Source organism: Motilibacter deserti, assembly GCF_011250635.1.
GTDB classification, from domain to species: Bacteria; Actinomycetota; Actinomycetes; order Motilibacterales; family Motilibacteraceae; genus Motilibacter_A; species Motilibacter_A deserti.
In genome coordinates, this window is record NZ_JAANNP010000001.1 from 196,957 (window position 1) to 214,600 (window position 17,644).

At 75.4% G+C, this 17,644-nt stretch carries 16 protein-coding genes; 12 read left to right on the top strand and 4 right to left on the bottom strand.

Annotated features, from left to right (window positions below):
* Positions 1–14: 14 nt before the first annotated feature.
* The 3 genes from G9H71_RS00880 to G9H71_RS00890 are packed head-to-tail and all read left to right on the top strand — an operon-like array spanning position 15 to position 3,396.
* Positions 15–794 carry a carotenoid biosynthesis protein gene (locus G9H71_RS00880; RefSeq protein ID WP_166276510.1) on the top strand — a complete coding sequence of 260 codons (780 nt, stop codon included), beginning with the start codon at positions 15–17 and terminating at the stop codon, positions 792–794.
* Positions 791–1,906: a glycosyltransferase gene (locus tag G9H71_RS23245; RefSeq protein ID WP_166276512.1), complete on the top strand. Its 1,116-nt coding sequence runs from the start codon at positions 791–793 to the stop codon at positions 1,904–1,906. The genes G9H71_RS00880 and G9H71_RS23245 overlap by 4 nt, the downstream gene beginning before the upstream one ends.
* Positions 1,907–1,917: 11 nt before the next feature.
* Entirely contained in the window at positions 1,918–3,396 is a 1,479-nt protein-coding gene (locus G9H71_RS00890) for a phytoene desaturase family protein (RefSeq protein ID WP_166276514.1), read from the top strand.
* A 158-nt stretch (positions 3,397–3,554) separates the two neighbouring features.
* Here G9H71_RS00890 and G9H71_RS00895 read toward each other — a convergent pair whose 3' ends face one another.
* Together G9H71_RS00895 and G9H71_RS00900 are read right to left on the bottom strand one after the other, a co-directional pair.
* Positions 3,555–4,295, bottom strand: a complete 741-nt coding sequence (locus G9H71_RS00895) for an SRPBCC family protein (protein WP_166276517.1) — start codon at positions 4,293–4,295, stop codon at positions 3,555–3,557.
* A gap of 240 nt (positions 4,296–4,535) precedes the next feature.
* Complete coding sequence (locus G9H71_RS00900) at positions 4,536–5,414, bottom strand: GNAT family N-acetyltransferase (protein WP_331272649.1); 879 nt, start codon at positions 5,412–5,414, stop codon at positions 4,536–4,538.
* Between the two features lie 158 nt (positions 5,415–5,572).
* Between G9H71_RS00900 and G9H71_RS00905 the strand changes: the two genes are divergently transcribed.
* Positions 5,573–7,207 (top strand): GH39 family glycosyl hydrolase, encoded by a 1,635-nt coding sequence (locus tag G9H71_RS00905; RefSeq protein WP_166276523.1) that lies wholly within the window; start codon positions 5,573–5,575, stop codon positions 7,205–7,207.
* Here G9H71_RS00905 and G9H71_RS00910 read toward each other — a convergent pair.
* Positions 7,191–7,892, bottom strand: a complete 702-nt coding sequence (locus G9H71_RS00910; protein WP_231133968.1) for a CDP-alcohol phosphatidyltransferase family protein — start codon at positions 7,890–7,892, stop codon at positions 7,191–7,193. The genes G9H71_RS00905 and G9H71_RS00910 overlap by 17 nt on opposite strands.
* 8 nt (positions 7,893–7,900) lie before the next feature.
* The gene (gene metF, locus G9H71_RS00915) at positions 7,901–8,761 is read right to left on the bottom strand and encodes a methylenetetrahydrofolate reductase [NAD(P)H] (RefSeq protein WP_166278819.1); all 861 of its coding nucleotides are present in this window, start codon (positions 8,759–8,761) and stop codon (positions 7,901–7,903) included.
* A gap of 281 nt (positions 8,762–9,042) precedes the next feature.
* On the opposite strand from metF, the gene G9H71_RS00920 reads away from it, so the two are divergent.
* The 8 genes from G9H71_RS00920 (at position 9,043) to G9H71_RS00955 (ending at position 17,498) form a co-directional block, all read left to right on the top strand.
* Positions 9,043–10,227, top strand: coding sequence for a polyprenyl synthetase family protein (locus tag G9H71_RS00920; protein ID WP_331272651.1), 1,185 nt, complete (start codon positions 9,043–9,045; stop codon positions 10,225–10,227).
* Positions 10,228–10,238: 11 nt separating this feature from the next.
* Complete coding sequence (gene crtI / locus G9H71_RS00925; RefSeq protein WP_166276525.1) at positions 10,239–11,738, top strand: phytoene desaturase family protein; 1,500 nt, start codon at positions 10,239–10,241, stop codon at positions 11,736–11,738.
* A 9-nt stretch (positions 11,739–11,747) separates the two neighbouring features.
* A complete protein-coding gene (locus G9H71_RS00930) occupies positions 11,748–12,689 on the top strand; it encodes a phytoene/squalene synthase family protein (RefSeq protein WP_166276526.1) in 942 nt (313 codons plus the stop codon).
* A gap of 140 nt (positions 12,690–12,829) precedes the next feature.
* Positions 12,830–13,600, top strand: coding sequence for an ABC transporter ATP-binding protein (locus G9H71_RS00935; protein ID WP_166276527.1), 771 nt, complete (start codon positions 12,830–12,832; stop codon positions 13,598–13,600).
* The gene (locus G9H71_RS00940) at positions 13,597–14,943 is read left to right on the top strand and encodes an FtsX-like permease family protein (protein WP_166276528.1); all 1,347 of its coding nucleotides are present in this window, start codon (positions 13,597–13,599) and stop codon (positions 14,941–14,943) included. Before G9H71_RS00935 ends, G9H71_RS00940 begins: the two co-directional genes overlap by 4 nt.
* Positions 14,944–14,981: 38 nt before the next feature.
* Entirely contained in the window at positions 14,982–16,247 is a 1,266-nt protein-coding gene (locus G9H71_RS23250) for a sensor histidine kinase (RefSeq protein ID WP_331272652.1), read from the top strand.
* Positions 16,199–16,843, top strand: a complete 645-nt coding sequence (locus G9H71_RS00950; RefSeq protein WP_166276530.1) for a LuxR C-terminal-related transcriptional regulator — start codon at positions 16,199–16,201, stop codon at positions 16,841–16,843. Before G9H71_RS23250 ends, G9H71_RS00950 begins: the two co-directional genes overlap by 49 nt.
* Positions 16,844–16,895: 52 nt before the next feature.
* Positions 16,896–17,498: a Rho termination factor N-terminal domain-containing protein gene (locus G9H71_RS00955; protein WP_166276531.1), complete on the top strand. Its 603-nt coding sequence runs from the start codon at positions 16,896–16,898 to the stop codon at positions 17,496–17,498.
* The last annotated feature ends 146 nt before the right edge of the window (positions 17,499–17,644 follow it).

Here is a 17,644-nt window from a genome sequence, read left to right on the forward strand (position 1 = left end):
CGTACCCTCCTCGCGTGTCCACGAGCCGCGCGGAGGCCGCGCCGCGGGCGGTCCCGCAGCGCCTGCCCGCGGCCCTCGCGGCGACCGCGGTGGCCTGCCAGATCGCCTACCCGCTGGTCGACGGGACGGTGCGCAACCGACTGACGGTCACGACCGTCGTGGTGTTCCTCGCCGCCGTGCTGGCGCACGCGGCCGCGACGCGCGGCACCGGCTGGGCCCTCGGATACCTGGCCGTCGCCGCGGGCACCGGCCTGGCCGCCGAGGCGCTCGGGGTAGCGACCGGCTTCCCCTTCGGCGAGTACGACTACCGCGGGACGCTCGGGCCCAAGCTGCTCGGCGTGCCGCTCGTCATCCCGCTGGCGTGGGCGATGTTCGCCTACCCCTCGCTCCTCGTCGGACGACGGCTGGCCGCCGAGCGCGCCTGGGCGACGGTGCCGCTCGGCGCGCTCGCCCTGGCCAGCTGGGACCTCTTCCTCGACCCACAGATGGTCGACGCCGGGCACTGGCACTGGGTCGACCCCGACCCCGGCATCCCCGGCATACCTGGGATTCCTGTTTCGAACTTCCTAGGTTGGCTCGGCGTCGCGCTCGTCCTCATGGCGCTGCTCCGGACGCTGCTTCCCGACCGGCCGGGGCCGGAGGGAGTGCCCGCGGCGCTCTACCTGTGGACCTACGCGTCCTCCACGCTTGCGGCCGCGGTGTTCTTCGACCGGCCGACGGTCGCCCTCGTGGGGGCGATCGGCATGGGCGTCGTCGCTGTCCCCTACGCCCTCGCCCTGGCGAGGGGCCGGTGACCGGCGGCCCTGCGCGCCTCGCGGTGCGGGCGGGCACCGCGCTGGCCGTGGCCGGGACCGTGCACGCGGCGTACAACTGCACCCGGCTCCGTGTCCCGTCCGAGCAGCCACCGCCGCTCGCGGAGCAGGTGTCGGTCCTCCTGCCGCTGCGCGACGAGGCTGACCGCGTCGAGCCGTGCCTTCAGGCCCTCCTGGCCGCTCTCGACGCCTCCGTCGAGCTCGTCGTCCTCGATGACCAGTCGACCGACGGGACGGCCGACGTCGTGCGAGCCGTCGCCGGGCCGCGCGCCCGCGTGGTCGAGGGGTCGCCGCCGCCGCCGGGCTGGCTCGGCAAGCCCTGGGCGTGCGCGCAGCTCGCGAAAGCCGCTTCACGGAACAGCACTGCATACGTCTTCCTCGACGCCGACGTCGTCCTCGCCCCGCACGCGCTGCGCGCCGCAGTCGCCCTGCTGCGCACCGCCCGGCTGGACCTCGTGTCCCCCTATCCGCGGCAGGAGGCAGGCAGCCTCGCCGAGCGGCTCGTCCAGCCGTTGCTGCAGTGGTCATGGCTGACCACACTGCCGCTCGCCCTCGCCGAGCGGTCGCCACGCCCCTCGCTCGCCGCCGCGAACGGCCAGCTGCTCTGCGTCGACGCGGCTGCGTACCGCAGGGCCGGCGGCCACGGCGCGGTGCGCGGAGAGGTCGTCGAGGACGTGGCGCTGCTACGTGCGTTCAAGCGCGCCGGCGCGCGCGGCACCGTCGTCGACGGGACCCGGCTCGCCAGCTGCCGGATGTACGACGGTTGGGCCGAGCTGCGCGACGGCTACGCGAAGTCGCTGTGGTCGGCCTTCGGCCCACCCGGCGCCGCGGCCGCCGTCCTCGGCGTGCTCGCCGTCGCGTACGTCGTGCCGCCGCTCGCCGCCCTGCGCGGGTCGCGCACGGGGCTCCTCGGCTACGCCGCGGGGGTGGCGGGGCGCGCCGTCGTCGCGCGCCGGACCGGCGGGCGAGCCCTGCCGGACGCGCTCGCGCATCCCGTGGGGGTCCTCGCCCTCGGCTGGCTCACCGTCCGGTCGCACCGGCTCCGGCGGCAGGGGCGCCTGCAGTGGCGCGGCCGCGCGGTGTCCGGCGCGTAGGCTGCCGCGCCGTGGCACGAGTGGTCGTCATCGGAGCAGGCATGGGCGGCCTGTCGGCCGCCGCGCGGCTGGGCGCGCTGCGCCACGAGGTCACCGTCTGCGAGCAGGCGCCGGTCGTGGGCGGCAAGCTCGGCCGGTTCGAGCGGGACGGGTTCGCCTTCGACACCGGCCCGTCGCTACTGACCCTGCCCGCCGTCTACCGCGACACCTTCTTCAAGACCGGCGCCCCGCTCGAGGACGTCCTGGACCTCGTGCCGGTCGACCCGGCGTTCCACTACCGCTTCGCCGACGGCACCGAGGTCGACGTCCCCAACGCCTCGCGCTCAGGCGTCCGCGCGGCTCTCGACAGTGCGCTGGGGAACGGGGCCGGCGGGGACTGGGAGGCGTTCCTCGACGTCGCCCACCGCATCTGGCAGGCCACCCGGGGGCCGTTCCTGGAGTCGCCGCTGGAGCGGGGCGACCTGGTGCGGCTCTCCCGCCGGGTCGGCGACCTTCGCACGATCGCCCCGTGGCGCAGCCTGCGCGGGCTGGGGCGCCGCCACCTGCGCGACCCGCGGCTGCGGATGCTGCTCGACCGCTACGCGACCTACACCGGCTCCGACCCGCGCCGCGCGCCGGCGGCCCTCGCCGTCGTCCCCTACGTCGAGCAGGCCTTCGGCGCGTGGTACGTCCCCGGCGGGCTGCGAAGGCTCGGTGACGCGCTGCACGAGCGGGCGCTCGCGACGGGCGCGGCCGTGCGCACCGGCGCCGACGTCGCCGAGGTGCTCGTCGAGGGCGGGCGGGTGGCCGGGGTGCGCCTGGCGGACGGCGAGCGGGTGCCGGCCGACGTCGTCGTCGCCAACGCCGACGCGTCCCACCTCTACGCGGACCTGCTGCGCGGCCCGGAGGCGCGCCGCGAGCTGCGCCGGCTGCGGCGGGCCACCCCATCGCTGTCCGGGTTCGTGCTGCTGCTCGCCCTGCGCGGGCGTACCCCCGGCCTGGCGCACCACACCGTGCTCTTCCCCGAGCGCTACGACGCCGAGTTCGACGCCGTCTTCGGCGGGCACCCCGCCGACGACCCGACCGTCTACGTCTCGGCGCCGGACGACCCCGCGCTCCGACCCGACGACGAGCACGAAGCGTGGTTCGTGCTCGTCAACGCGCCGCGGCACGAGCCCGGAGCCGGGACGGACTGGGACTCGCCCGGGCTGGCCGACGCGTACGCCGACCGGGTGCTGGCCCTGATGGCCGAGCGCGGGCTCGACGTCCGCGACCGGGTGCTCTGGCGCGAGGTGCGCACGCCCGCCGACCTCGAGCGCGAGACGCGCTCCCCCGGCGGCTCGATCTACGGCACGTCCTCCAACGGCCCGCGGGCGGCCTTCCTGCGGCCGGCGAACCGGTCGCCGGTGCCGGGGCTCTTCCTCGTCGGCGGGTCGGCCCACCCGGGTGGTGGGCTCCCGCTCGTCGGGCTCTCGGCGGCCATCGTCGCCGAGCTGGTGGGCAAGGCGTAGCGTCGGGCGGGTGACCGAGGGCGACTCCCCCGCGCTGTGGCAGGGCGGCTGGGCGTCGATCGCCCTCTTGGTGCTCGCCGCCGTGCTCATCGGCTGGGTGATTGCCCGCGGCCGCCGCCGACGCTGACGCGCGCCGAGCCCCGGCCAGCCCGGATGCGTCAGGGCGCCGTACGGAAGTCCTCGCCCGTCACCAGGGGCGGCGGGTCCAGGGGCTCGACGACCTCGGCCGTGACGACCTCCTCGGCCGGCACCACGGGCTCGACGGGCTCCATCGCGACGACCTCGTCGTCGGAGCCGCCGGACTTCTTCGTCACCGCCGCGGCCGCGACGCCCGCGCCCACCACCGCCGCCGCACCGGCGATCACGGCCTTGGGTGACACCCCGGCCTTGCCGGAGTCCTCCTGGGTGTCCGCGGCGGCGTCGATCCCCACGTCACCGACGTCCATCGTCTCGTTCACGGAGCCGCGCCAGCCCTCGGACGCGCCCTTCTCCTCGATGTAGGCCTTGAACTTCTCCAGGTCCGAGACCGCCTGCCGCTCCACGACGTTCAGCTTGTCGCCGACGCTCTCGACGAGGCCCTCGGGCTCGTACTCCAGGTGCAGCGTCACCCGGGTCTTGGCCGGCCCGATCGGCACGAACGTCACCTGCCCGGCGTTCGTCGCACCCTCTGTCGCGGCCCAGGCGACCTTCTCATCGGGCAGCTGCTGCAGGATCTCGGCCTGCCACTCGCGGCGTACGCCGGCGATCTCGGCGACCCAGCTCAGGCGCCGGTCGTCCAGCTGCTGCACGGAGGTCACCCCGCCCATGAAGCGCGGGAACTCCTCGAACTGCGTCCAGGCGTTGTAGGCGGTGCTGATCGGCACCGCGACCTCGATCGACTTCTCGACCGTCGTCGTCATGGCAATCCTCTCCTCGCCCTCGTGGCTCGGGGGCTGTTACCCGGCGCCCGGGGGCTCACGCCTGTCGGGCCGTGCCAGGCAGGGCTGTACGCACGCGCTTTCGGCGGTACGGTCCGGGCACGGTCACCGACAGGAGCGCTCGTGGCCGAGCCCCGCGGGAGCGCTTCTCGCCGACGCGTCCGAGGAGGAGTGGCGGCGGCTGCGCGCGGCGGAGGGGCGAACGACGTAGCGCGCGGGGGCCTACAGGTCCAGCTGGTACTCGTAGGTCGTGTGCGTCGGGCGGTAGCCGAGCTCGTCGTTGATCCGCATCATGTGGACGTTGGACTCCGCGGTGTCGGTCAGCAGCCCGGCGAGGCCGGGGTGCCGGTCGCGCGCGATGCGGATCGAGGCGGCCTTGACCCAGCGGCCGAGCCCGCGCCCGCGGTGCGCGCGCACGACGGCGGTCCCGTAGTGCTGCCCGTCGCCCGTCCCCGTGCCCGGCACCACGAGCTCGGTGAAGCCGGCCACCGAGCCGTCCGCCTCGCAGACCGCCGCCACCGTGTGCAGGACGTCGCCGCGCCGCTCGATCGCCTCGGCAGCCGCGCGTACCCGATCGGCGTCCCAGCTGACGGTGCCGAAGTCCGCTTCGCTCATCGGCATGTCGTCCATCGCCGAGCGGGCGGCCGTGAACGCTCCGAGCAGGGCGTCCGGGGCCGTCCCCTCCCACGAGACCAGCCGGTAGCCCTCGTGCGGACGGGCGTAGACGGCGTCGATCCGGGCGAAGTCGGCCTCGTCCATGGCGAGCCGGGCGTAGACGAGCGTGAGGACGCGCCGGAGCCCACGTGCCGCGCAGAACGCGTCGGCCGGCGACCCCTCCTGCGCCTGGGCCAGCAGCCGGGTGCGGCCGTCGGCCCGGGCGGCGTCGGCCGCCGCGGCGAGCAGCGCGGTGCCGACGCCCCGGCGGCGCTCGGCCGGGTGCACCGTGACCGCCACCTCCGCGACGTGCGCCTGGCCAGGCCCGGGGAAGAGCCGGAGGAAGGCCGATCCGAGCGGGACGTCGGCGTCGTCGGTCGCGAGCCAGGCGAGGCGGCGGACCGCGCCCGGCGCGGGGTCGGCCAGCTCGGTCAGTCGGAACGCCACACGTGCTCCTGTCCGTCGAGGGGGCGGGGACACGCAGTCTCCCGCGCCCGCCGCGCCGCGCAACGCAGGCACGGGCCCGGCGCGTCCTGACAGGTATCGTCGAAACGCCGACGACCCGCACGAGCCCGCCCGCTGCATCGGAAGGACCCGCTCCGTCTATGCGCCTGCCCCGGCTGCCCAAGGCATCGTCGCTCTCCCTGTCGTCGCTCTCCCTGTCCAAGCTGCGCCGGCCGACCCTGCCCGGCAAGCGGTCGACGCAGGCCGTGGTGGCCGGAGGCGTGGCGGTGCTGCTCGCGGCGGGCACGGTCGTCACCGTGGGGCTCACCACCGGCGGTGACTCCGACACGGTGGGCCTGGAGTCCCCGATCTCGCTGACGCCCGGCTGGCTGACCGACCCCGAGACCGGCCTGCTCAAGGGCGCCACCGGCCTGCCGGAGTACCCCGTCCCGACCGTCCCGGTCCCCGTCGCCCCACCTGCGACCCCGGCGGCCCCGGGGCTGCCCGCCCCGGTCGTGCCTTCGCTGCCCGCGGTGCCGACCCCGTCGACCGCACCGTCGGCACCGTCCGCGACGACGGGCTCCGGCGGGTCGGGCGGCGCCACCGCCACCCCGACGCCTACGCTGCCGGCCTCCGAGGACGTGTCCCCTCCGCTCGCGACCGGGCGCACGCTGCCCACGTCGCTGTTCGGGCTGCACGCTTCGGGGCTGGGCGACGGCAAGGCGCCCGCCACCGAGTACGGCGCCGTCCGGCTCTGGGACAGCGGCACCACCTGGCGGCAGATCGAGCCGGCGAACGACAAGTGGGACTGGACGCGGCTGGACAAGGCGGTCGCGACCGCGCGTCGTGACGGCGCCCGACCGCTGCTCGTCCTCGGCCAGACCCCGGAGTGGGCCGCCGCGAACCCGGGCGCACAGTCCTTCTACGGGGCGGGCGCGAGCTCGCCGCCGCGCAACAACGGCGAGTGGGTGGAGTACGTCAAGGCGGTCGCCACCCGCTACAAGGGCAAGATCACCGAGTACGAGATCTGGAACGAGCCCAACGTCACGGACTTCTGGCGCGGCACAGAGGCCCAGCTCGTCACCCTCGCGCGGCTCGCCCACGACACGATCAAGGCCGTCGACCCGGGCGCGACCGTCACCACGCCGAGCTTCGTGGTCCGCCGACCCGCGCAGCAGGCCTGGCTGACGCGCTACCTCGTCGCGGGGGGCGCCGACTCCGCCGACGTCGTCAACGTGCACATCTACCCGGACTCCTCCGGCACGCCGGAGACCATGCTGAAGCTGTACGCGGAGGTCCGGGCGCGCCTGGACCGCCGCGACGTCTCGCTGCCGGTCTGGAACACCGAGGTCAACTACGGCCTGCCGACCGGCGGGACCACTGCTCCGCTGCAGCTGCCGGACACCGCCGCCGCCGGCTACGTCGCGCGCACCTATCTGCTGACCGCCTCGCTGGGCATCTCGCGGGCCTACTGGTACATGTGGGACAACCCGCAGGTGGGCGTCGGCATGACGAGCGACGGCACCAAGCTCACGCCCGCCGGCCGGGCGTACGCGGTGGTCCGCGGCTGGCTCGCCGGCCGTGCCTTCCGGGGCTGCGCGCTCGCGATCGACGGCACGTGGACCTGCTGGGTCGGCGGCGACCGCGTCGTCTGGAACCCCGCGAAGGCGGTGAAGCTAACCGTTCCGAGCGGCACCACCGGCGCCGTCGGGATCAACGGCAAGGCGGTGGCCGCCAAGCCGGGGTCCTCGCTCACCGTCGGCGTCGCGCCCGTGCTGCTCAAGGACGCGGGCTGACGGGCACGCCGCGCAGCCGGCGCCGGGCCACGACGGCCAGCTGAGCGAGCCCGACGGTCGCGAGGACGACGCCGGCCCCAGCCGCGACGGCCGCCCACTCCGGCGCCCGCGAGGCGTCCAGGCCGGCGGCCACGCACCCGGCGCACACCACCACCACCCGGCTCGGCCGCTCCCACACGGTGACCACGCCGATGTCCGCCATGCCGCCGGCGGCCGCGCGGGCGCGCAGGTACTCCGCGGTGTAGGTCAGCAGCACGGCGGCCACGACGAGCGGCCACGGCGCGCCGAGCAGCCCGAGGGAGAGCAGGAACGCGCAGTCGGTCAGCCGGTCGGCGACGCTGTCGAGGACGTGCCCCCACCGGCTCGCCCGGTCCGTGAGCACCGCGACGGCTCCGTCGAGGCCGTCGGCGACGGCCACGGCGATCGCCCCGAGCGCGGCCAGCAAGGGCCAGCCGGATCCCGCCGCGGCGGCCGCCGGCACGCCGAGCGAGACCGCAACCCCGAGGCCGGTGACCGCGTCCGGCGGCACCCGGGCCGCCGCGAGCGGCCGCGCCAGGGCGTACGTGAGCGTCAGCCAGCCGCGCACGACCCGTGAGCGGCCCGGGTCGTAGCCGCCGTGCAGCGCCGCCCAGCGGGCGAGGTAGCCCTCACGGGTGGGCAGCGCGTCCCGTCGGCTCGGCCGCACGACGACGGCTAGCGGCGGGCGAGCCCGAGCGCGGAGTAGACCTCGCGGGTCGCCGTCGAGCGGTTGAGCGTGTAGAAGTGCAGCCCCGGCGCGCCGCCGTCGAGCAGCCGCTGGCCCAGCTCGGTGAGGATCTCGACGCCGACCTTGCGCACGGCCTCGGGGTCGTCCTCGACCGCGTGCAGCCGCTCGGCGAGGGCCGCCGGGAACGCGGCCCCCGAGAGGACCGACATGCGCTCGATCTGCTTCACGTTGGTCACCGGCATCAGGCCCGGGACGATCGGGATGCTCGCGCCGAGCTGCTCGACGCGCTCGACGAGCCGGAAGTAGTCCGCCGGGTCGAAGAAGAACTGGGTGACCGCGAACTCCGCGCCCGCCTCGGCCTTCGCGGCGAGGACCCGGGCGTCCGCCTCGAGGTCGGCCGCCTCGGGGTGCTTCTCCGGGAAGGCGGCCACGCCGACCGAGAAGTCCCCGAGCTCCTTGAGCAGGGTGACGAGCTCGGAGGCGTACGCCATGCCCTCCGGGTGCGGCTCCCACGCCGTGCCGGCGCCGGCGGGCGGGTCGCCACGCAGCGCCAGCACGTTGCGGATGCCTGCGTCGGCGTACTGGCCGATGACCGAGCGCACCTCCGACCGCGACGCCCCGACGCACGTCAGGTGGGCCATCGGCAGGAGCGTGGTCTGCTCGGCGATCCGTCGCGTGATGCGCACGGTGCGGTCGCGGGTCGAGCCGCCGGCCCCGTAGGTCACCGACACGAAGGTGGGCCGCAGCGGCTCCAGCTCGCGGATCGCGGTGAAGAGCTGGCGCTCGCCCTCGTCGGTCTTCGGCGGGAAGAACTCGAAGGAGAAGGAAGGCACACCGGAGCGGAGCAGGGCGCCGACGCGCCGCTCGGCCCGGCCGACGACGGCGGGCGGGCGCGTGGCCCCGGTCCGTGGCTCGGCTGGCAGCTCCACAGGCGGCGTCGTCGTCGGGACGGGAGCCGGCGACGCGGGCACGGCGGGTGTTCCAGGGGCCACGAGGGGAGGTTACCGGCGGCAGGACCTGCCGAGTCAGGATTGCTGTCCTAGGCTCGTGGCGACGTGTCGGGGCGTCGGCCCCGCCGGCGACCCCCGACGAAGCGCCCGTCGCGAGACGGCGACCTCCAGGAGGCCTTGTGGCGACCACGGCGCCAGAGTCGATGCCGGCCGGGCCGCTCGGAGGCCCGGCCGGCGGCCCGACCGGCACGGGTGGCACGGGTGGCGCTGTGGGGCCCGTCGCGGACGGTGCGAGCCCGCTCGACGTCGAGGGGCTGCGCACGCGCGTCGGCACCGCGTTGACCGGCTTCTTCGCCACGCAGTCCGAGTGCCTCGAGGAGGTCGGCAGCGACCTCGCCCCGGTCCTCGCCGCCGCCCAGGCGTTCCTCGAGAGCGGCAAGCGGCTGCGCCCCGCCTTCGCCTACTGGGGCTGGCGCGGGGCCGGCGGGCCGGACAACGACGCGATCGTCAACGCCGCCTCCTCGCTGGAGCTGCTGCACGCCTGCGCGCTGGTGCACGACGACGTCATGGACGACAGCGACACCCGCCGCGGGCAGCCCTCGGTGCACAAGCGCTTCGCCGCCCGGCACGCCGAGGCCGGCTGGCACGGCGAGCCGGACGGGTTCGGGCTCGCCTCGGCCGTCCTGCTCGGGGACATGTGCCTGGTGTGGGCGGACCAGATGCTGTGGACCAGCGGCCTGGGCCAGGACGCGCTGCAGCGGGCGCAGCCGCTCTACGACCGCATGCGCATCCAACTGATGGCCGGGCAGTACCTCGACGTCCTCGAGCAGGCCCGCGGCTCGCAGTCGGTGGAGAGCTCGCTGCGCGTCGCCCGGTTCAAGAGCGCCAAGTACACCGTCGAAGGGCCGCTGCTGCTCGGTGCCGCGCTGGCCGGGGCGGGCCACGCGACCATGTCCGCCTACACCGCGTACGGCGTGCCGATCGGCGAGGCCTTCCAGCTGCGCGACGACGTGCTCGGCGTCTTCGGCGACCCGGCCGAGACCGGCAAGCCAGCCGGGGACGACCTGCGCGAGGGCAAGCGGACCGTGCTCGTGGCCGAGGCCGTGGCCGCCGCCTCCTCCGCGCAGCGCGAGCTGGTAGACCGGCTGCTGGGCGACCCGGCGCTGGACGCGCAGGGCGTGGAGCGGCTGCGCGAGGTGATCGTCGAGACCGGGGCGCTGGACCGGACGGAGAGCCTGATCGCGCAGCGCCGGGACACGGCGCTCGAGGCGCTCGCGACCGCCGAGGAGTCCGGGCTCGTCGCCCGGTCCACCGCCCACGTGCTGCGCGCGCTGGCCGTCGCCGCCACCGCGCGCCGGGTCTGAGCGTCCCGCGCGTGCGCAAGGTCCGCGGACACACCGACCGGGTCGTCGTCGTCGGAGCCGGGCTGGCCGGCCTGTCCGCCGCGCTCCGGCTCGCCGGGGCGGGGCGGCAGGTGACGGTCGTCGAGCGCGAGGCGGTCCCCGGCGGCCGCGCCGGGCTGCGGCTCGACGGCGGCTACGCCTTCGACACCGGCCCCACGGTCCTCACCATGCCGGACCTGCTCGCCGACGCCCTCGACTGCGTGGGCGAGCGGCTGGAGGACTGGCTCGAGCTGACGCCGGTGGCGCCGCTCTACCGCGCGACCTACGCCGACGGGTCGACGCTCGACGTCCACGCCGACGTCGACGACATGTCGGCCGAGATCGAGCGGGTGTGCGGCCCGGCCGAGGCCGCGGGCTACCGCCGCTACGTCGACTTCGTGTCTGAGCTCTACCGGCACGAGATGCGCGACTTCATCGACCGCAACATCGACTCCCCGCTCTCGCTCGTGACGCCGAGCCTGGCCCGCCTGGCGGCGATCGGCGGCTTCCGCCGCCTCGCGCCGAAGGTCGAGCAGTACCTCCGGGACGAGCGCACCCAGCGGGTCTTCTCGTTCCAGTCGATGTACGCCGGGCTCTCCCCCTACGACGCGCTCGCGATCTACGCGGTGATCGCCTACATGGACTCCGTCGCCGGCGTCTACTTCCCCCGGGGCGGCATGCACGCGGTCCCGCGGGCACTGGCCGCGGCGGCCGAGAAGCACGGGGTCGAGTTCCGCTACTCGACCGAGGCGACGAAGGTCGAGCTGCGCGGCGACCGCGCGGTGGCGGTCCACACCTCGCTCGGCGAGCGCATCCCCTGCGACGCGGTCGTCCTCAACCCCGACCTGCCCGTCGCCTACCGCGACCTGCTGGGGCACGAGCCCCGGCGGCTGAAGCGGCTCGCCTACTCCCCGTCGTGCTTCGTCCTGCTCGCCGGCTCCTCGGCGCGCTACGAGTCGATGGCGCACCACAACATCTCGTTCGGACACGCCTGGAAGGGCGTCTTCCGCGAGATCATCGACGAGGGGCGGCTGATGAGCGACCCGTCCTACCTCGTCACGCGGCCGACGGCGTCCGATCCGACGCTCGCCCCCGCCGGCCGCGAGGCCTACTACGTGCTCTTCCCGACGCCGAACCTCGACGCGCCCATCGACTGGCGCGTGGAGGGCCCGCGCTACCGGGACCGGGTCGTGGCGACCCTGGAGGAGCGTGGGCTGGACGGGTTCGGCGCCGGCATCGAGGTCGAGCACGTCACGACCCCGTTGGACTGGCAGGCCCGGGGCATGGAGCGCGGGGCACCGTTCGCGGCGGCCCACACGTTCCTGCAGACGGGGCCGTTCCGCCCGCGCAACACGTGGGGCGCCAACGTCGTCTTCGCCGGCAGCGGCACGCAGCCCGGCGTCGGGGTGCCGATGGTGCTGATCAGCGGGAGACTGGCGGCCGAGCGGATCACCGGGCGGGACAGGGCGTACCGGTCCCGCGCTCTCCTCTGAGGGGTGGCAATGAGCGAGCGGGACCTGGACGCGGCGGGCATCACCGACCCGGCACTGCGCGCCTGCTACGAGCAGTGCCGCCGGCTCAACGCCGACCACGGCAAGACCTACTACCTCGCCACGCTCCTGCTCCCGGCGGCGAAGCGCCCGCACGTGCACGCGCTCTACGGCTTCGCCCGCTACGCCGACGAGTTCGTCGACTCGCTGCAGGACCCGCACCCGGAGGCGCTGACGCCCTGGGGCGAGCGCTTCCTCGCCGACCTCGAGGGGGGCGACAGCGCCGACCCGGTCTGCCGCGCGGTCATCAACACGATCCGCACGTGGGACATCCCCGCCCCGTTGTTCAAGGCGTTCCTGGACTCGATGGCGATGGACCTCACGGTCACCGAGTACTCCACCTTCGAGGACCTGCGCGGCTACATGTACGGCTCGGCCGCCGTGATCGGGCTGCAGATGCTGCCGATCCTCGAGCCGCTCGACGACCGGGCGTACGCGCCGGCGCAGGCGCTCGGCGAGGCGTTCCAGCTGACGAACTTCATCCGCGACGTCGCCGAGGACCTCGACCGGGGCCGGGTCTACCTCCCGCTCGAGGACCTCGACCGGTTCGGCGTGACGCGCGAGCAGCTGGCCGCCGAGGCCCGTGCGGGCACGAGCAGCCGGCCGGTGCGCGACCTGGTGCGCTTCGAGGTCGAGCGCTGCCGCGAGCTCTACCGCGCCGCCGCGCACGGCCCGCTCCTGCTCGACCCGACGAGCCGCGACTGCATCCGCACGGCGGCCGCGCTCTACGGCGGCATCCTCGACGAGGTGGCGGGGGCGGGCTACGACGTCCTCTCGGCCCGCCGCGCGGTGCCCCTCCCCCGCCGGCTGCGGGTCGCCGTCCCCGGTCTCGCCCGCGCCGCGCTCGCCCGCCGCGAGAGCGCCTCGTGGCGGCGGCTGCAGACCGCGGGCTGAGGCTCCCCGGGCAGCTGCCGCCCGCTACGACGGGGTAGGCAAAACCCCACCCCTCACACACAACCTGCGCCCATCGCCGCCCGCAGCCTCCGTTCCTACGGTCGAAGAGCCAGCACATCGACCACCTCCGGGAGCGGACCATGCAGCAGCAGTCGCCTCGTCCCGCCGACGCCCTCGCCGTACGCGGCCTGACCCGCACCTACGGCACGGGCCCGAACGCGGTCCGGGCACTCGATGCGATCGACCTGGCCTTCGCCGAAGGCAGCTTCACGGCCGTCATGGGCCCTTCTGGTTCAGGGAAGTCCACTTTTCTGAATTGCGCTGCAGGAGTTGAGCAGCCGACGTCGGGCGACGTCGTCGTCGCCGGCCAGGACATCAGCGGCTGGAGCGAGGCGCGGCGCACGGCCTTCCGGCGGCGCCATGTCGGGATCGTGTTCCAGGGGTTCCACCTCGTGCCCTACCTCACGGCCGCACAGAACGTCGGCCTCCCGCTGCGGCTGGAGGGGCGCCGGCCGGACCGGCAGCACGTCGCGCGGCTCCTCGCCCGGGTCGGCCTGGCCGACCGCGCTGGCCACCTGCCCGGCGAGCTGTCGGGCGGGCAGCAGCAGCGGGTCGCCGTCGCGCGGGCGCTCGTCGCCGTTCCGGCCGTGCTGCTCGCGGACGAGCCGACGGGGGCCTTGGACACGTCCAGCGCCCGGGACGTCCTGCGGCTGCTCCGGTCGAGCGTCGACGAGCTCGGCCAGACGGTGGTGATGGTCACCCACGACCCGGTGGCCGCGGCGTACGCCGACTCGGTCGTCTTCCTCGTCGACGGCCGCGTCGCGGGCTGGATGAGCCGCCCGACGGCCGAGGCGGTCGCCGGACAGCTCGCCCGGCTGGACGACCTGGCCGGCGCGGCGGTGGCGTCGTGACCGGGCTCGCGCTGCGGTCGGTGCGCCACCGGCTTGCGTCGTTCACGGCCACGTTCCTGTCGGCCCTGCTCGGCACGGTCCTGATCGGCTCGTTCGCGACGCTCGTCGAGACCGCGAACGGGCCGGTGTCGGTGGCCGACCGGGAGACGCTCGTCGTCATGGGCGCCGTCGTCGGCGGCTGGGGCGGGCTGATCGTCCTCTTCTCGGTGGCGTCGACGCTCGCGGTCGCGGTGCGCCAGCGGGCGGCGGAGATCGCGCTTTTGCGCGCCGTCGGGACGACGCCGCGGCAGGCCCGCCGGCTCCTGCGGTCCGAGGCCCTGGTGGTGACGGCGGCGGGCGCCGCGGTCGGAGCGCTCGTCGCACTGGGCACGGGGCGGGCGCTGCTCGCCCTCCTGCGGAGCGGCGGGCTGGTCGATGCCTCGGTCCGGTACGCCGGCGGCCCGCCGTCGCTCGCGGCGAGCGCTGCCGGGGTCGTCCTCGTCAGCCTGGCTGCCGCGTCGGTCACGGGTCGCCGGTCGACGTCCGGCCCCGCCACGACCGCGCTGCGCGACGCGGCGAGCAACCGCTCTCGGCTGCGTTGGTGGCGGGTCGTGCTCGGCCTCGTCCCGGTGGGCTACGGCGTCGCGCTCGGCGTCGTGACCGTCACCGTGACCGCGGACTCGACGGACCAGTACGCCGCGATGGCCACGTCCGGCTCGTCCTCGATCCTCGTCGGTGTCGGGCTGGCCACGCTCTCCCCCGTGCTGCTGCGCTGGAGCGCGCTGCTCGTGCGGCCGGCCCTGCAGGGCCTCGGTGCCACGGGGCACCTCGCGGCGCACAACCTGACCCGGAGGTCGCACACGCTGTCGGCGGCCCTGGCGCCGGTCGTCGTCTTCACGGCCGGCACCATCGGCACCCTCATGCTCGTCGGGATCGACGCCAGGACACTGGCCGTCCCCGTGGCCGACGGCGACACGATCACCCTGCTCAACACCGTGGTCACCGGGATGATCGCGCTGTTCGCGGCGATCATGGTCGTCAACACCTTCGCCGCGGCCCTCGCGGCCCGCCGCGGCGAGCTGGCCCGGCTGCGGCTGCTGGGCGCGACCCCGCGCCAGGCCCGCACGGCCGTGCTGGTCGAGGCGGCCGTCGTCGCGGCGGTCGGCGTCGTCGTCGGCGGGGCGGCCTCGCTCGCCACGGTCGTGCCGTTCGCCGTCGCGCGCGACGAGGGGGTCGTGCCGGACGGGCAGCTCTGGCTCCCGCCGCTCCTCGCCGCGGCCGCCGTGGCGCTCACACTCGGCTCGGCGGCAGCGGCGGCACGGCGCGTGACCTCGACCGGCATCCGGGCCGGCCTGGCGGCATGACCTCCTCCTCGGAGGCAGCGGTGCCAGACTCCCCTTCCGTGGCCGCTCTGCTGTCGCCCATCACCTCGGTCCGGCCGAAGCCGGTCGACGAGGCGGGGCTGGCCGAGCGGCTGCGTCTGACGCTCGTGGCGGCGGGCCTAGCCCTGCTCGGCGTCCCGGCCCTCGTGCTCGCGGTCCTGACGCTCGTCTGCGTCCCGCTCGGCGCGGCGGGCGTCGGCTTCGGGCTCGCCCACCTCGTCGTGCCTCTGGACGAGCGCCTCACCCGGCTGCACCGCGCCGTGAGCGGGCGCCTGCTCGGGGAGGACGTGCCGGCCGCGTACGCTCCCACCGGCGGCGCCGGCTTCCTGGCACGTCCGCTGCGCTGGCTGCGCGATCCCGCGCGTTGGCGCGACGTCGCCTTCCTCGCCTGCTCGGGCACGGGCGGCTGGGTGATGGCCGGGCTGCCGCCGTTGCTGCTCGTGACGCCCGTCGTGCACTGGACGGGGCTGCTGCTCGACGGCGGGTGGGTGTGGGGGCTGCTCGCGGTCCTCTCCCTGCCGTGCCCGCTGGTGTGGTGGGTGGTCACCCCGCCCTTGCTGCGGGCGCGCGCGATCACCGAGCGCAGCATCCTGGGCCGCTCCCGCGTCGAGGAGCTCGAGGAGCGCGTGACCCGGGTGGCCGAGTCGCGGGCGGAGACGCTCGACACGTCCGCCGCCGAGATCCGGCGCATCGAGCGTGACCTGCACGACGGAGCGCAGGCCCGCATCGCGGCGGTCGGCATGACGGTCGGCCTCGCCGAGAAGCTGCTGGCGAGCGACCCCGTGGCCGCCGCCGAGCTGCTGCGCGAGGCGCGAGAGACGACGACCTCGGCGCTGGAGGACCTGCGGTCCGTCGTCCGCGGGATCCACCCGCCGGTCCTGTCCGACCGCGGGCTCGCCGGCGCGATCGAGGCCCTGACGCTGCCGCTCCCGCTCCCGGTCACCCTCGCGCTCGACGTGCCGGGCGCGCTGCCGCCGCCGGTGGAGTCGGCCGCGTACTTCGCGGTCGCCGAGTGCCTGGCCAACACCGTCAAGCACGCGGGCGCCGGCCGCGCCTGGGTCGCCGTGGAGCACGACGGGCGGGTGCTCCGGATGCGGGTCGGCGACGACGGGCGCGGCGGCGCTTCGCCCGACGGCTCGGGCCTGGCCGGGGTGGCCCGTCGGCTGGCGGCCTTCGACGGGACCATGAGCGTGACCAGCCCGGCCGGAGGGCCGACCACCGTCACGATGGAGCTGCCGTGCGCCTTGTCGTCGCCGAGGACCTCGCCCTCCTCCGGGTCGGCCTGATCCGCATCCTCGAGGCGGGTGGCTTCGAGGTCGCGGCTGCGGTGGACAACGGCCCTGCGCTCACCCGCGCGCTCGCAGGCCCGGGCGTGGACGCGGCCGTGGTGGACGTGCGCCTGCCGCCGTCGTTCAGCAACGAGGGCCTGCTCGCGGCCATCGCGGCCCGCCGCGCCCGCCCGGGGTTCCCGGTGCTCGTGCTGAGCCAGTACGTCGAGCCGCTCTACGCCCGCGAGCTGCTCTCGAGCGGCGAGGGCGCGGTCGGCTACCTGCTCAAGGACCGCGTCGCGGACGTGGACGGGTTCGTGGACTCGCTGCGCCAGGTCGCCACCGGCAGCACCGTGCTCGACCCCGAGGTCGTGGCGGCGCTCGTCAGCGGAGCCGGGCGCGGGCCGCTGGACCGGCTCACCCCGCGCGAGCAGGAGGTGCTGACGCTGATGGCCGAGGGCCGGTCGAACGCGGCGATCGCGGCCCGGCTCGTGGTCACCGAGAAGGCCGTCGGCAAGCACACCAACAACATCTTCGCCAAGCTCAACCTGCCGCCCGCCGCCGACGACAACCGGCGGGTGCTCGCCGTGCTGGCCTGGCTGCAAGGGCGCTGACCGGTGCCGATTCCCGTCGAATGCCGCGACGTGCCCGGGGTAGGGCGACGGCATGGCAAACGACGGGAACCAGACGCCGAACACGCCCGGGCTCAGCGAGACGGAGCTGCGCGCGATGAAGGTGGACGAGCTGCGCGACCTCGCCCGCCAGGAAGGGGTCGAGGACGCAGCCGACCTGCACAAGGAGGACCTGGTCAAGGCGGTCAGCGCGAAGCACCAGGGTGGCGGTGGCTCCGACGACAGCGACGGGGACTCCTCCGGCGGGGCGCCCGCAGACTCCGGTGGGGGCATCCGGCACGGCTCGGACGAGTCCAAGTCGCTGAAGTACTCCCAGGAGATCACCTCGCCCGACGACGACCCCGAGCGCCCGGGCCGCAGCCTCGTCACGACCCACCACGACGTGATCCGGCAGTGGGCCGAGGACCGCAGCGCGCAGCCGGCCACGGTGCCGGGCACCGAGCACGACGGCCACCTCGGGGTGCTGCGCTTCGACTTCCCCGGCTACGGCGGCGACTCCCTCGAGCACGTGACCTGGGACAAGTGGTTCGAGGCCTTCGACGCGCGCAAGCTCAACTTCATCTACCAGGAGGAGCGCTCCGACGGCTCGCAGAGCAACTTCTTCCGGCTGGAGAACCCCGAGCGCGAGGACGCCTGACCTCGCGCTCGCGTCGGGCGTGCGCTGGCGGCCGCCGCTGTCGTCGAGGCCCTCACCGGCTCGTCGCGCGTCCCGCCGCCCCGAGCCCGGTAGCACGTAGGACCGGCCGGTAGGAAGCGGCGGCGCAGCGCCCCCGCTCGACACGA